General features: G+C 66.4%; 15 protein-coding genes. 3 read left to right on the forward strand and 12 right to left on the reverse strand.

The window, feature by feature from the left end:
- Positions 1-12: 12 nt before the first annotated feature.
- From QH196_RS24900 to QH196_RS24950, 11 genes are all read right to left on the reverse strand, one after another.
- Positions 13-1,779 (reverse strand): hypothetical protein, encoded by a 1,767-nt coding sequence (locus tag QH196_RS24900; protein ID WP_280418253.1) that lies wholly within the window; start codon positions 1,777-1,779, stop codon positions 13-15.
- 700 nt (positions 1,780-2,479) lie between these two features.
- A complete protein-coding gene (locus tag QH196_RS24905) occupies positions 2,480-3,928 on the reverse strand; it encodes an aldehyde dehydrogenase (RefSeq protein WP_280418254.1) in 1,449 nt (482 codons plus the stop codon).
- 13 nt (positions 3,929-3,941) lie between these two features.
- Positions 3,942-4,262, reverse strand: coding sequence for a hypothetical protein (locus tag QH196_RS24910; RefSeq protein ID WP_280418255.1), 321 nt, complete (start codon positions 4,260-4,262; stop codon positions 3,942-3,944).
- 26 nt (positions 4,263-4,288) lie between these two features.
- A complete protein-coding gene (locus tag QH196_RS24915) occupies positions 4,289-5,551 on the reverse strand; it encodes a metal-dependent hydrolase family protein (RefSeq protein WP_280418256.1) in 1,263 nt (420 codons plus the stop codon).
- Positions 5,548-5,874 carry a hypothetical protein gene (locus tag QH196_RS24920; RefSeq protein ID WP_280418257.1) on the reverse strand — a complete coding sequence of 109 codons (327 nt, stop codon included), beginning with the start codon at positions 5,872-5,874 and terminating at the stop codon, positions 5,548-5,550. The genes QH196_RS24915 and QH196_RS24920 overlap by 4 nt, the downstream gene beginning before the upstream one ends.
- A complete protein-coding gene (locus QH196_RS24925; protein WP_280418258.1) occupies positions 5,871-7,145 on the reverse strand; it encodes an aromatic ring-hydroxylating oxygenase subunit alpha in 1,275 nt (424 codons plus the stop codon). The genes QH196_RS24920 and QH196_RS24925 overlap by 4 nt, the downstream gene beginning before the upstream one ends.
- Positions 7,146-7,209: 64 nt before the next feature.
- Complete coding sequence (locus tag QH196_RS24930) at positions 7,210-8,052, reverse strand: TauD/TfdA dioxygenase family protein (protein WP_280418259.1); 843 nt, start codon at positions 8,050-8,052, stop codon at positions 7,210-7,212.
- A 46-nt stretch (positions 8,053-8,098) separates the two neighbouring features.
- A complete protein-coding gene (locus QH196_RS24935) occupies positions 8,099-8,434 on the reverse strand; it encodes a hypothetical protein (RefSeq protein ID WP_280418260.1) in 336 nt (111 codons plus the stop codon).
- Between the two features lie 6 nt (positions 8,435-8,440).
- Positions 8,441-9,709 carry an aromatic ring-hydroxylating oxygenase subunit alpha gene (locus tag QH196_RS24940; protein ID WP_280418261.1) on the reverse strand — a complete coding sequence of 423 codons (1,269 nt, stop codon included), beginning with the start codon at positions 9,707-9,709 and terminating at the stop codon, positions 8,441-8,443.
- A 2-nt stretch (positions 9,710-9,711) separates the two neighbouring features.
- On the reverse strand, positions 9,712-10,320 hold the full coding sequence (locus QH196_RS24945) for a carboxymuconolactone decarboxylase family protein (protein WP_280418262.1): 609 nt from the start codon (positions 10,318-10,320) through the stop codon (positions 9,712-9,714).
- Positions 10,317-11,105: an SDR family NAD(P)-dependent oxidoreductase gene (locus QH196_RS24950; protein WP_280418263.1), complete on the reverse strand. Its 789-nt coding sequence runs from the start codon at positions 11,103-11,105 to the stop codon at positions 10,317-10,319. Before QH196_RS24950 ends, QH196_RS24945 begins: the two co-directional genes overlap by 4 nt.
- Before the next feature lie 273 nt (positions 11,106-11,378).
- On the opposite strand from QH196_RS24950, the gene QH196_RS24955 reads away from it, so the two are divergent.
- Together QH196_RS24955 and QH196_RS24960 are read left to right on the forward strand one after the other, a co-directional pair.
- Positions 11,379-12,026, forward strand: coding sequence for a TetR/AcrR family transcriptional regulator (locus tag QH196_RS24955; RefSeq protein WP_280418264.1), 648 nt, complete (start codon positions 11,379-11,381; stop codon positions 12,024-12,026).
- Between the two features lie 46 nt (positions 12,027-12,072).
- Positions 12,073-12,825, forward strand: a complete 753-nt coding sequence (locus QH196_RS24960; RefSeq protein WP_280418265.1) for an isocitrate lyase/PEP mutase family protein — start codon at positions 12,073-12,075, stop codon at positions 12,823-12,825.
- Between the two features lie 69 nt (positions 12,826-12,894).
- On the opposite strand, the gene QH196_RS24965 is transcribed toward QH196_RS24960, so the two are convergent.
- Positions 12,895-13,473: a TetR/AcrR family transcriptional regulator gene (locus QH196_RS24965; RefSeq protein ID WP_280418266.1), complete on the reverse strand. Its 579-nt coding sequence runs from the start codon at positions 13,471-13,473 to the stop codon at positions 12,895-12,897.
- 101 nt (positions 13,474-13,574) lie between these two features.
- Here QH196_RS24965 and QH196_RS24970 point away from each other — a divergent pair, with 101 nt between their 5' ends.
- A complete protein-coding gene (locus QH196_RS24970) occupies positions 13,575-14,714 on the forward strand; it encodes an acyl-CoA dehydrogenase family protein (RefSeq protein WP_280418267.1) in 1,140 nt (379 codons plus the stop codon).
- Positions 14,715-14,857: the final 143 nt, after the last annotated feature.

The following is a 14,857-nucleotide window of genomic DNA, read 5'->3' on the forward strand; positions in this document are numbered from 1 at the left end:
TGCCGTGGCAGATCAGTGGCCGCGTACCTCGGCGACGCGGGCGGCCCACGCGCCGGGCAGATCTGCAGACAGCACCGGAGCGCCGAGGATCTCGTCGTCGAAGCCCAGCGAATCGAGCACGGCGGGCAGGTGCACCGCGAGATTGTCGATGGCTCGGCTGAGTTCCTGCTGCAGGGTCGCTACAGCGCTGACGTCGAGCAGGCCGTGGGTGAGGTACCACGTGGAGTCCCGGTTGATGCTGTCCAGGACGAAAACATCACGTATAGCCGCGATCTCCGCGTGGCCGCCGTGCTCATCGAGTGCCTCGAGTGCCTTCTCCGCACAGTAGGCCTCGGCGAGGTCCAGGACTTGCGGAACCGCCGCCAGGCGATCATCGAGGCCAGGCGTGTTCACATGCTGCTGTGCCTCCTGCGCGATCGTCAGCGTACGAGCGGCCAGCAAACGAGCACGGTCGCCGGGGTCACTGGGGTCGTGCAGGGTCGTTTCGGCCGGCGGAGTTGCGGCGAGCTGTTTGGCCAGCACGCGACCAGCGACCGAACCCAGGACGTAGATATCGCCCTCGCCGGTGATGGCGGCATGACAGACGCCGAGATAACCGGCGACCCGGTTCGCGGTGAACATGCCCTGCGCGGCCATTTTGATACGACAGTCGGTGACTGTGTCCAGGGCATGCTTCTGGATGAAGTGCTTCGCCAGCATCACTGTCACAACGGTATCGCGAGCGGTGAGGTCGGCACCGGCGAGGAACGTTTTGGTCGCGTCGCCGTAGACGGTCCGGGCGATGGTGCCGGCCAGATCGGTCAGCAGGGTGTCACGTACATGCGGGATATCCAGCATGACCGGTTTATCGGTCGGGGTCATCGGTACCACCCGCTGTCCGGCGTAGCGCAGAGCTATGTAGAGCGAGGCGCGGGCGGCGGCGTTCAAGCACGACGACAGTGCCAAGCGCCCGACAGTGAGCTGACTGATCGCCGAGGCGAACGCGCGTTTCGGGCTGTCCGCGTCGTTCCAGGTCAGGACACCGTTGTCATCCACGGTGGCCAGGTTGTTCGCCAGCCACGCATGGCGTTCGACCCGCAGGTTTTCGAAGCTGATGACGGAGTTGTCCATGATCACAAGTGGCTGATGGTCGAGCTGGGTGATCGTGACGCCTGGTGCCGGGGCGCCGTTGGCGTCGCGCAACCGTGCGGTGAACAGATGAACGCCCTGGTCCACACCGGCCGCGTCGATGAACCGCGCACCGATCACGCATACCCGGCCCACCGGTATACCGACCGACGGCATGAATTTGCGAGCCCGCGGATCCGGTGTGTTGAGCACGAATCCGTCGCCGTCCCACGTGGCAGTCGTGCGCATGAAACCGATATTGGAACCGCATTCGTACTCGGTCAGCAGCATGACGCCGACGGCGGTCGCGTCATCCAGGTCCATCAGGTACGGTGCTGCGGAATCGGAGTCGGTGAGGGTAGCCAAGCTCCCCGACGCCAGATTGTAGTGACCCGAGATCAGCGGGATCAGATCTGTCGCCAGCACGGCGCACCAGTCGAACACTGCGAAGAGTCTGGGTAGATCGGTCGCAACGGCGCGGGTTCCGATCTCGTCGACCAGGTACTTCAGCTGGTCGTAGGCGTTGAGGCGCCGCTCTTCCTGGCTCTGCTTCTCCGTGACGCGGAAGTCCGGGTTGCTCAGAATCTTCTGCAGCTGCTGATGGAAATCCAGGTTGCCGTGCCGAAGAACCTCGGCCAGCGATGAATGTTCCAGATACCCGTCGGTAACCATTTCCGCCTCCTACTTGTTTCCCTTTCCCAACGATCGCTAGTCCACCGCTGGGCATTCCGGGCAATCCCTGAGTATCTCCGGCACCTGGAACCTGCGGGGTCCGTACATGGGTGCGGACCCCACCGGAACCGAGGTGGGGATCTCGGGACTGCCTGTTAAGAGCTCAATGCGCCACTCGCCTTCACGGGAGGGTTGATTTTGAGGTGCAACCAGCGGTTTTCGTATAGCGCGCAGCCGAATAGGCGGGCCGTTCGTGATTCACCAGAGGTCCGCGGGAGGGCATGTGCAGTATCCGGCAGCCGTGATCGTGCGATCTGCGGATCGCGATGCGCCGGTCGGTGTGTTCGCCCGGTTCGGGCTGTGCCGTGTGCGTGCAGGCGCGCCGGCCTTGCGGGCGCGTCGATCCGCGGGATCGCCGTTGCCGCAGGGTTGCCTTCGACCGTTAGAAGCACGAAAAGTATTGTGTCACAAAACCTCTTCGTACTTCTCGTCAACAACGACAATCAATTGGTCTAGGCCGGTGGCCTGGCATCTTCGCGTCCGTCGTTTCCCAGGAGTCGTCCCGTTCGGGCGGAAATTGTCACTCAGTACAAAAGTTTGCCGAGTTCACGCCCTGGCAACTCGGCGCATCGGACTCCGCTGCCGGTAGGGGGTGCCGCCAGGTAAGCGTAGAGAGCCGCTGTGGTGAGCGGCTGTACGGTCAAGGGTGTGCGACGGAGATCGATTTCGTGTCGAGGAACCCCGTCAACCCCTCGCGCCCGAACTCCCGCCCGATCCCGCTGGCCTTGACCCCACCGAACGGCGCATGCGGATCCATGCTGTAGGCCTGGTTGATTCCGAAGGTACCGCTGCGGATCCGCTGGGCGACCTCCAGGCCGCGGTCGATATCCGGTGTCCATACCGACCCCGAGAGTCCGTATTCGGTGTCGTCGGCGAGTTGTATCGCGTGGTCGAGGTCGCGATAGGTGAGCACGGTGAGTACCGGGCCGAAGATCTCTGCCCGGGCGATGCGCATTGTGGATTCCACGTCGGTGAACAGGGTCGGTTGCACGTACCAGCCGCGGTCGAGGCCGGCGGGTGGCCGATGTCCGCCGGTGATCAGGCGGGCGCCTTCGGTGGTGCCCAGCTGGATGTAGTCGCGGATACGCTGCCGCTGGCGGGCGGTGACCACGGGGCCGATGCGGGTGGTGTCGTCGGCCGGATCGCCGACAGTGAGGGCGTCCACCATGGCGGCCACGGCGTCGATGAATTCGGTGCGGCGGTGGTGCGGTACCAGGATCCGGGTCTGGGCGACGCAGGCCTGCCCGCCGTTCATCAGTGCGGCGACCTGGATTCCGGCGGCGACTTCCGCCGGGTCGGCGTCGTCGAGGACCACCGCGGCCGATTTACCGCCGAGTTCCAGGCTCACCCGTTTCAACGCGGATCCGCATGCCGCGGCGACCTCACGACCCGCCGCGGTGGACCCGGTGAAGGACACTTTGTCGATATCGGGATGCTCCACCAGGTACCGGCCGATATCGCGATCGGCCGGGAGAATGGAGACGACTCCGGGCGGAATCTCGCTGTCCGCGACGAGTTCCGCCATCAGGTAGGCGTCCAGCGGTGTCTCCGGTGAGGGTTTGAGTACCACGGTGCAGCCCGCGAGCAGGGCGGGAACGAGTTTGGCGACGACCATCAGCATCGGCATATTCCACGGGGCCACGGCCCCGACCACACCGACCGGTTCGTGCCGGACCCGGATATCGCTGCCGTAGTAGCCGGGCCGCGACTCCTGCCACGGGAAGCCGGCGGCGAGATCGGCCAGTGCCCGCATCATCACACCGGGTAGCCGGGCATGGGCCGAGCGGGAGAAGGTGATCGGCGCACCCATTTCCGCGGTGACGAGCTGGGCGATCTCCTCGACCCGTTCCTCGTAGCGGCCGGCGAGGTCGCGGATGATCCGCACGCGCTCGGCGGGATCGAGACGCGGCCAGGGGCCGGTGTCGAAGGCGCGGCGCGCTGTCGCGACGGCGCGATCGATATCGGCGGGTGCGGGTGCGGCGACCCGCGCGATGGGTGCCTCGGTGTGCGGGGAGATCACCTCGAAGGCAAGGTCGGAGCTGGGCGGCACCCATTCGCCCCCGATGAAGAGTTTCTCGTACCGGCGCATACGTGGGTTCCTGTCAGGCTGTGTGCACGCTGAGTTCGCGCAGCAGGCGGACGGTGGGCGGCGGGTCGGACTGGACCGCTACCGGTTTCGACATCTGCCCGGACCGCGCCCGGGCACCCATACTCGCCTGCACGGCCTCCAGATCGTCGGCTTCGATCTCGTAGAGCGCGATGAAACTCCCGTCACCGGCCAGCGGTTCCAGCCGGCGAGCCGAGACTATCCCCTCGATCTCGAGCATCTCGCCGATATGGGTTCCGGCGTACCAGCGGTGGTATTCGTCGAGCTCTTCCGGTGAGCTGGGGCGGGATTCGACGTAGAGAATTCCTTTGGGCACGGTATTGCTCCTCTGGACTGTCGGGTTCAGTTCGGGCCGGTGGCCGGTTCGTTCTTGTGGACCACGCCCTCTTTCATGACGAACCGCACCTGCTCCAGGGCGGTGATATCGCGGGTGGGGTCGCCGGGGACGGCGATGATATCGGCGAGCAGGCCGGGGGCCAGCCGGCCGCGGTCGTCGGCATCGATCAGTTCGGCGCTGGTGACGGTGGCCGCGCGAATCGCCTGCACGGGCGTCATACCGCGGTCGACCAGCGCCCACAGTTCCTTGGCGTTCTGTCCGTGCGGGACCGCGGGCGCGTCGGTGCCGCAGGCGATCTTCACGCCGGCCTCGATGGCTCGGCCGAGCATGCGCCGGGCCTTCGGGAAGACCTGGGCTGCCTTGCGCTGAAGCGCCGGTGGCGCTTTGGACGTATCGAGCCCTTCGGACAGATAGCTGGTGGGCACCAGGAAGGTGCCGTGGTCCACCATCATCTGCACGGTGTCGTCGGAGGCCAGCGATCCGTGTTCGATACAGTCCACGCCCGCCCGGATACAGGCGCGGATCCCGGCGTCGCCGTGGGCGTGCGCGGCGACCCTGATCCCGGCGCGATGGGCCTCGTCGACGATGGCGGCGAGTTCTTCGTCGGAGTACTGCTGGGTGCCGGGGGCGGTGCTGTGCGACATGACGCCGCCCGACGCCGAGATCTTGATGACCCCGGCACCGTATTTGATCTGGTAACGGGTCGCCGCCCGCACCGCGGACACGCCGTCGGCCATCCCCTCCTGCACCGACATCGGCATGATGTGCGGGGCGAGCTTCTGGAACATGGTGGGGTCGAGATGCCCGCCGGTCGGGGTGATCGCATGCCCGGCGGACACGATCCGCGGCCCCGGGAACCAGCCCTGTTCGATCGCGCGCCCGAGATCCACATCCAGCAGATAACCGCCGGTCTTCACCATCAACCCGAGATTGCGCACCGTGGTGAAACCCGCCATCAAGGTGGTTCGCGCGTTGACGGTGCCGCGCAGCGTGCGGTACACGGGATCGTCCTGGACCCCGTGCATGGGATTCGGCAGCCCGGTGGGGTTGTCGGGTCCGCCGATGAGCAGGTTGATCTCCATATCCATCAGGCCCGGGAGCAAGGTGACGTCGCCGAGGTCGAGTTCGGTGGCGCCCTCCGGCACCGCGGACGGGTCGATCGTGTCGATCAACCCGTCCCGCACGACGATCACGGCGGGGGAGCGGACGACCCCGGCCTCGATATCGACCCAACGCGCCGCCCGCAGCACGGTCGCCGCGCCGCTCATGGCGCCGGCTCGATCACGCAGTCCATCGACGCCTGACTGGCATCCGGTATCCACGGCTGGTTCCACACCTCCACCGGGAAGGAGACCATGATCATGGAATACAGCAGTTGGAGCAGATTCACGGCGTCGTCGGGCATATCGTCCAGGCCGACCTGGTCGAGGTAGGTCAGGGCGGCCTCGGCGCGCGGGGTTATCGCGTCGTAGAACCGCTGCAAATCCTCCATCGAGGAGGCCATGCGTTTGGCGTAGCGTTCCCCCTCGGTGGCCAGGCACCATTCGGAAAATGGTTCGAGATCGCCGAATTCGGCGGGCAGTGCGCTCATCGCTGGGCCGCTCCTGTCTGCTGGTTACGGTGGTCGTCGACCCAGTCGGCCGCGGTCTTGTGCAGGTGCCGGAGCAGAATCTCCTGATCACACAGCGGGAAACTGGTCACCGCGCGGGATTCCAGCATCATCTGGGTTGCCTCGAGGGTGCTGGCGTCCTGCAAGCCGTATTCCTTGAATGTCACGGCGGTCATTTCGTGCGCGACCCGATCCCGTGGTGTGCGGGCGGGCGCGAAATACAGATTCCCCTCGAAGATATGGGTGTTGTAGGAGGTCGGCCAATAGTGGTAGGTGAGATACCAGCCGCTCGACCAGATCAGGATCACGAAATTGGGGAACAGCTGGAAGGAATCCAGGCCCCACGGATCGCATTTCGCCGGATTGACCCCGGGTGGGAGTTCGCCGAGGTCCGGGACGTCCCAGGGCCCGAACAGCCCGCCGCGGGTGATGTCCTCCATCGGTTTACGCATGGAGGGGTCGAGTTCCCAGGTCACCACACCCGACGTGCTGACCATACGGTGGGGGCCCTGCAGCTGATAGTGCGGTGCCTCGAAACCGGCCGCCTGCGCGGCCGCCGAATAGTTGTCCGGCGACTGGTTCCCGTGCAGGACCGCCGCGTGATAGAACTCCGCGAACGCGTCCATATAGAGCTTCCAGTTCGCGCCCACTTCGGAACGGTAGGAATAGCGTTCGGTGAGCTGGTCGAACGGGTAGCCGTCGAGATCGGTGATCATCGGCCCGAGGAATTCCCGGAGCGACTGTTCCGGTTCCGGTGCGAGATTCACGAAGATGAACCCGGCCCACACCTCGCAGTGCACGGGGGCGAGACCGTAATCCTTCTTGTCGAGGTCGAAGAATTCGCCCTCCTGCTGGACGAAGGTCAGTTCGCCGTCCAACCCGTAACGCCAGCCGTGGTATTTACAGGTGAACTGCCGGCAGGTCCCCGAGACCTCTTCGCGCGGCAGCTCGTTCCACACCAGTTTGTTTCCGCGGTGCCGGCAGATATTGAAGAACGCGCGCACCTCTTTCTGCTTGTCGCGCACCACGATCACCGATGTCCAGGCGGCGTGAATCTCCTTGGTGAAATAGCTGCCGATGCGCGGAAGTTGCTCCACCCGGCCGATATTGAGCCAGGCCTTCTTGAAAATCGCTTCCCGTTCGAGTTCATAGATTTCCGGCGAAATCGAATCCTCGTAGGACATCGGCGCGGTGCCGAGTTCGGGATAGTGCTGTGTCCAGCTGCCTTCGGCGGGTTTGGGCCAGCGCGCCATGGCGGTGCTCCTTGCGGTGGTTCGGATCGGGCGGCGACGACGGGCCGGTCGCCGGCGAGGGTGGCTACTGGATCGGCTCGTCGCCGAGGACGGTGGTGCGCAGCATTTCCCGGGGGGAGTTCGCGGGGTAGGGGGCGGCGCGATGGATGACACCGCGGTTGTCCCAGATCACGGTGTCGCCCACCGACCATTCGTGGCGGTAGACCCGCTCGGGGGCGGTGCAGCGGGCGAGGAGGTCGTCGAGCAGGGCGCGGCCCCGGGCGCGGTCCATGCCGATCACGTGGTCGGTGGAGGTGCCGAGGACGAGGGAGCGGCGCCCGGATTTGTGGGTCCAGACCAGCGGATGGTCCCGGGTCGGCCAGCGCCGCCAGTACTCCAGCTGCCGGGGCGTGGGGTCAGGGGTGACGGGACGCTGGGATGCTTCCAGTGAATGCAGGACCCGCAGAGTTCGCAGCTGCGTCTTCTCCTCGTCGGAGAGCCGGTCGTAGGCCCGATAGGTGCTGGCGAATTCGGTTTCCCCGCCGCTCACGGCCACGGCTTTCGCCGACAGGACCGTGGCCATCTGTGGGTAGGCATCGTCTTTGGGGGTGCAGCCGTCGATATGCCAGTCGAAGGTGCCGCGTAGATAGCTCGCCGAGGAGTTCTTACTGGTATCCAGGCTCACCCGGTATATCCCGCGGACGGGATGATGCCCGGCCGAGGTGTCGATCGCACCGAGCTTGCGGCAGAAGGCCACCTGCGCTTCCGGTTCCAGGTGCAGGCCGCGGAACACCAGCACACCGTTGGCCTCCAGGGCGTCGAGCACCAGCGCGGGAACGGTATCGTCCGACACCATCCGGTCCGCATCGAGGCCGACGATTTCGGCGCCGATCTCGTGGTTCAGTTTCTCGACGGTGACAGTGGTCATCATTGCTCCGCTCGTTCGGGTGTCGGTGGCCGATTCGCCTGCCGGTTCACGGCCACGGCTCCGCGATCCGTTCCAGCTCCGCGTCGGCGCTGTCGACCGGCCGGGGCCGCAGGAAGATCTCGGCCGCCATGGCCACCAGCGCCAGGGAATAGATGAGCTGCAGCAGATGCAGGACCTCGTCGGGCAGGTCGTCGAGGGGGAATTTGTCGCAGTAGGCGATCGCTTCCTCGAGCCGGGGGAAGAACGCCGCGTAGAACTCGTTCAGTTCGTCCATCGAGCTGTTCATCCGGCGTTCCCAGCGCTCGGTTTCGGTGGCCAGGCACCAGATCGGCGCGAACCGCTCGAATTCGGCGAACGCCGGCGGCAACATGTTCTGCGCCATCGGAAATCACACCCCCGCCCGCGCGCCGCGATAGTCGCCGACCCAGTCCGCGACCACCTTGTGGAAATGCCGGACCAGGATCTCCTGATCGTTCACCGGATAATCGGTGATCCGCGCGGTGCGGTAGGCGGATTCCAGCGCGGTCTGGGTGCCGGTGAGCATTCCGGCGTCCTGCAGGGCGAATTCCTTGAACACCACCGAGGACACCTCGTGCTCCACCCGTTCGCGCACGGTCCGGGCGGGCTGATAGCACAGGACTCCCTCGAACAGGTGACTGTTGTAGGAGGTGGGCCAGTAGCGGTAGATGAGATACCAGCCGCGGTAGAACAGGATTTCGAGATTCGGGAAGATCTGGAAATTGTCGATCCCCCACGGCTCGACCCGGCCCGGGTTGATGCCCGGCGGGAGTTCGCCGATATCGGGGGATTCCCACGGGCCCACGAGTCCGCTGCGGGTGGCCCGCTCGATCGGATACATGAACTCCGGCGGCAGGGTCCAGCGGCGGGCACCGCCGGTGCTGACCACCCGGTGCGGTCCGTCGACCTGGAAATGCGCGCATTCGAAATTCGGTTCCGGATTGCGCACCGGGCCCGGCACCTGCTGTGAATGCAGGCCGGGAACGTGGTAGTACTCCTGGAACGCGTCGGCGAACAGTTTCCAGTTGCTCTGGTTCTCGGCCCGGAATTCATACCATTCGGTCATCCGGTCGAACGGGTAGTCCTCCAGCGCGGTCACCATCGGGCCCAGGAATTCCCGCAAGGTCTGCGGCGGCTCGGGCGCCAGATTCACGAAGACGAACCCGGCCCACACCTCGCAGTGCACCGGAACCAGACCGAGTTCCGGTTTGTCGAGGTCGAAGAACTCGCCCTCCTGCTGCACAAAGGCCAGTTCCCCGTCGATGCCGTAACGCCACCCGTGGTATTTGCAGGTGAACTGGCGGCACGTCCCGGACGTTTCCGCCCGGGGGTCTTCGTTCCAGACCAGTTTGTTGCCGCGGTGGCGGCATACGTTGTAGAAGGCCCGCACCTGCTGATCGCGATCGCGCACCACGATCACCGAGGTGCGGGCGATATGGATTTCCTTGGTGAAATAGCTTCCGACCCGCGGCACCTGCTCGACCCGGCCGATATTGAGCCAGGCCCGTTTGAAGATCGCTTCCCGCTCGAGCTCGTAGAACTCCGGCGAGATCGAATCCTCGAACGAGACCGGACCGGTGCCGAGGTCCGGATAGTGCTGGGTCCAGGTGCCTTCCGGCGGTTTCGGCCAGCGCGCCATGATCATTCCTCCCGTACGGAGTCGTGGGCTGTCGTCGCGGATCCGGCGGGCGGGTCCGGTTGCAGATCGACACTGTTGGTCACCAGCGCCAGGCACAGGTAGGAGCCGGCCACGAAGAGCAGTTCGAGCAACTGCCGCGTGTCGAGATGGGCGGTGAGGGCGGTCCAGGTGCTGTCGCAGACCCGGTACCGGTCGAGCAGTTCATCCGTGGCGGCCAGCACGAGCCGGTCCACGTCGGGCCAGTGGGCTGTCTCGCCGCAGGCGATATCTTCGATCGTGCCGACGCTGATACCCAGATCCCGCGCCATGCGGGAGTGCTGGTCCCATTCGTAGGCCGATCGGGTCCGCCAGGCGACCCGCAGGATCGCGAGTTCACGTAACCGGGGATCGAGCGTGGCGCGCTCGAGCAGCAGGCCGTTGTACGCCAGCCACGCCCCGCCCAGTTCCGGGTGGTGTCCCAGGATTCCGAGAATATTGGGCAGCGGCGGTGCGTCCGAATCCCCGGACAGGTACTGGTCGGCGCGTTTCAAGCGGCCCCGCAACATGGCACGTCCCTGCTCGGTCCAGTCCGCGGCGGGTAGTGGGGTGAGACGGGAGCCGACGGTGGTCATATGACCGACCCGCCGTTGACACCCACCACCTGGCCGGTGATGAACCGGGCCTCCTCGGAACAGAGGAAAGCGCAGGTCGCGGCGATATCATCGCCGTCACCGAGGTAGCCGACGGGGATGGCCCGGGCCATCGTCGCGCTGTCCGGAAGATGGCCTACCGCCTGGGAATCGCGCGACATCGGTGTGTCGATTCCCGACGGCGGAATGGTGTTCACCGTGATCCCGCAGGCCGCGTACTCTCGGGCCAGCGCCTTGGTCATCGCGATCACGGCACCCTTGGAGGCGGTGTAGTGGACCATTTTCGGCGATCCGCGCTGGGCACTGGACGAGGAGATCGTGACGATCCGTCCCCAACCCGCCTCGAGCATGTCGGGAATCACCGCCTGCACACAGTGGAACGTGCCGGTGAGGTTGATATCGATGATCCGGTTCCAGGACTCGATCGAGATATCGGTGAACGGCTCGAACGCGAAAACGCCGGCGCTGGTGACCAACACCTGCACGGGACCCCATTCGGCACGTACCTTGCGCAGCGCTTCCTCCACGCCGGCCCGATCGGTGACATCCACGTCGCAGCCCATCGCTGTCCCGCCGCCGGACCGCAGTTCCTCGGCGACCCGCTGTGCACCCGCGCCGTCGCGGTCGAGTACGGCGACGCGATCACCGGTCGCGGCGAACCGCGCGCAGATGGCGGCCCCCATCCCCGAAGCGCCGCCGGTGACCACGGCAACCCTGTTCGCTCTGCCGGGGTAATTCGCGGCCTTCGCCACGTGGGCACGAACCATGGTGTTCCCTCCGCGCTCCGGCGGTCGCCAGGCGATCCGCCGGTCTTAATCGACTGCTTAATTAAGCGGGTGATTAAAGTTATACGGACGGGGCTCTCCGGCTGTCAAGGGTCCGAAAGTGGCCTGGATAGACCCGGTTACGCCGCCGGAGGTCTGCGTCGCGGGCCGATTCGACCGCTTTACCAGGCTGGTTTCTAAGATCGGAGAGTCGGTGAGGCCGGCCGGAGCTGTCCGGCAGGGACCGCGACCGCAGCGGTCGAACAAGGAGGTGTCATGGCGGAAAGCCGAAAGCCGGCCGACGCGGAGGCGGGAAGCGGAAGTCTTTCGTCGCGCTCGGCGTTACTCGATGCGGCCGAGCAGATCATGCTCGAGGACGGTTACGCGGCGGTGAGCTCGCGGCGCCTCGGTGCCCGCGCGGGGGTGAATCCCGCGCTGGTCTACTACTACTTCGGAAATATGGACAACCTGTTCGTCGCCCTCTTCCGCCGCGGCTCCGAACGGAGTTATCAGCGCCTGCTCGCGGCGGCGGAATCCGAACAACCCCTGTGGGCGCTGTGGGATGCCATCCATCACCAATCCCGCACCGCGCTCACCATGGAATTCGTTTCGCTGGCCACGCACCGGCCGTCCATCCGCTCCGAAATCGCCCAGTCGTCGAAGAGATTTCGTGAGCTGCAGCTGGAGATCGTCTCCGGCGCACTGCGCGACCGTGCCCCGGGCCCGTGGACCCCGCTGACGCTGGTCATGCTGATGTCGAGCGTCTCCCGGTTCCTGCGCATCGAGGAAGCCTTCGATATCGATGCCGGTCACGCCGAGATCACCGCCGTGGTGGAGGAATTCCTCGAACAGGTGGAAGGGCCCCGGAACACCGGCCACGACGGGGGTGTGCCGCGCGGCGGCGCCGGATCCCCGGCGAAGTAGGCTGGGCGGGCCGGATCTCCGTCTCCCGAGAAATGGGCCCACCGCTATGACAACACTGTCCGAGAAGGCCGCCGCATTCCGCACCCTCCACCGGCCCGGTGATCCCGTGATCCTGCCGACGGTGTGGGATGCCTGGTCGGCGCAGCTGGTCCAGCAGGCCGGATTCCAGGGGATGACGGTGGGGAGTCACCCACTGGCCGATTCGCTGGGCCGGTCCGACGGCGAAGGGATGTCGTTCGCCGAAGCGCTGGGCCGCGTCCGGGAAATCACGGCGGCGGTGGATATCCCGGTATCACTCGATATCGAGTCCGGCTACGGCCTGGAACCCGCACAACTGGTCGATGGACTGATCGAGGCGGGCGTGGTGGGCCTCAATATCGAGGACACCGTGCACAGCGAAGGTGGCCGCCTGCGCGAAGCGCAGGAGCACGCAGACTTCGTCGGCGCACTACGGCAGGCCGCGAACGGCGCCGGGGTGCCGCTGGTGGTGAACGCGCGGACCGATCTGTTCCTGCGTGGGATCGGCGATGAGGCCGATCGCGTCGAACGTGCCGTGGACCGATTGCGGCTGGCCGCCGAAGCAGGTGCCGATGTGCTGTACCCGGTCGGCTTCCACGACCCCGAAACGCTGCGCCGGCTCTGTGCCGAATTGCCGCTCCCGGTGAATGCCGTGGCATTCCCGGACCGCGGCGACCGGGGCGTGCTCGCCGAAGCGGGGGTTGCACGGGTCAGTTTCGGCCCGTTTCTGCAGCGGGCACTCACCGAGACCGCCGGCGGACTACTGGAGCGCTGGAACTGACCTGGGCGCCAACCGAACGGGCGACCACGATGTGGGCCGGTGCGCCACCCCTTCGGGGCGGGTAGGACGTCAAGCGCTGATGCCGTGGGTGAGGACGGCCGCGAGTTCGCGGTAGGCCGCGCTGTCGTCCAATCCGGTGCGGGCTCGGACGCCGCCCTGCTGGATGCGGACCATCATCGTCGCGGCCAGATCCGCGGCGAAGGCGGCGTGGACGCCCCGGAATTCGCCGCCGGCGACCCCCTCGTCGATGAGTTCCTGGACGCGGCGTGCGGCGATACGGGTGTTTCGTTCGTAGACCTCGCGTGCCGGAGTGAAGTGGTCGAGGTCGGTCATGAATCGATCCGAGGCCACCGCGAGCGCTTCCCCGACTGCGGTGAGGTAGGTGGTGATGCGTTCGCGTGCTCCGGTCGCTGCGGCGACTTCGGTCTCCACGGTGGCGGTGGCGCGTTTGAAGAAATGCACGGTGGCGGCCGTGACCAGCTGTTCCTTACTGCCGGCGAGGGTGTAGAGGGTGGATTTCGAGCATTTGAGCCGGGCCGCGATGGAATCGAGGGTCAGGTGGGCGAAGCCCTCGGCGAGGAACAGTGCGACGAGTCCGTCGAACAGTTCGGTACGGCGGGTGGTCGCGAAGGTCGCACGCTGCTCCATACCAGCGATAGTACTGGGGAACGTCTTGCAGTACTGGTCGGTGGACAGTACTGTGGCGGGCGTCCGAGTACTGTTCTGTGTATCGCCGCGAGGAGATTTCTGTGGCTGTCGATCGACTCCTGCCCACCGACGAGGCACGCGATCTCCTCGGGCTGACCCGCGATGTGGCCGACAAGGTCCTGGCGCCGATCGTCGACCAGCACGAGAAAGCGGAGACCTATCCCGAAGGCGTATTCGCCACGCTGGGCGAGGCGGGGCTGCTGAGCCTGCCGTACCCGGAGGAGTGGGGTGGCGGCGGGCAACCCTACGAGGTGTATCTGCAGGTGCTCGAGGAGATCGCCGCGCGGTGGGCCGCGGTCGCGGTGGCGGTGAGCGTGCACAGCCTGTCCTGCCACCCGCTGATGGCGTTCGGGACCGAAGAGCAGAAGCAGCGCTGGCTGCCGGAGATGCTGGGCGGTGCCACGGTCGGTGCCTACAGCCTGTCCGAACCGCAGGCCGGGTCGGATGCCGCGGCCCTCGCGTGCAAGGCGACCGCGGTCGACGGTGGGTACCGGGTCAACGGTGCGAAGGCGTGGATCACCCACGGCGGTATCGCCGATTTCTACAACCTGTTCGCGCGCACCGGGGAGGGTTCCAAGGGGATCTCGTGCTTCCTGGTGCCGCGCGACACCCCGGGCCTGAGCTTCGGTAAACCGGAGGAGAAGATGGGCCTGCACGCCGTGCCCACCACCTCCGCCCACTACGACGACGCCTTCGTCCCGGACGAACGCCGCATCGGCACCGAAGGGCAGGGGCTGCAGATCGCGTTCAGCGCCTTGGATTCCGGCCGGCTCGGAATCGCCGCGGTCGCGGTCGGGCTCGCGCAGGCCGCGCTCGACGAGGCCGTGGCCTACGCGCACGAGCGAACGGCGTTCGGCCGTAAGATCATCGACCACCAAGGGCTGGGCTTCCTGCTGGCCGATATGGCCGCCGCCGTGGATTCGGCCCGCGCCACCTATATCGACGCCGCCCGCCGCCGCGATGCGGGACTGCCCTACTCGCGCAACGCCTCAGTGGCCAAACTGGTCGCCACCGACGCCGCGATGAAGGTCACCACCGACGCCGTGCAGGTGCTCGGCGGCTACGGCTACACCCGGGATTTCCGGGTCGAACGCTATATGCGGGAAGCCAAGATCACCCAGATCTTCGAGGGCACCAACCAGATCCAGCGCCTGGTCATCAGCCGCCACCTCGCCGGCTGAATCGGTGGCCCGGGGGGGGGGGGGGGGGGGGGGGGCCGCCGCGCCCCCCCCCCCCCCCCGGGGGGGGGGGCCGGGGGGCCGCGGCGCCCCCCCCCGGCGGGGCCCGCCCCCCCCCCCCCGGCGCCCGGCGCGCGCCCCGCCGG

Source organism: Nocardia carnea (assembly GCF_029868325.1).
Classification (GTDB): domain Bacteria; phylum Actinomycetota; class Actinomycetes; order Mycobacteriales; family Mycobacteriaceae; genus Nocardia; species Nocardia carnea_C.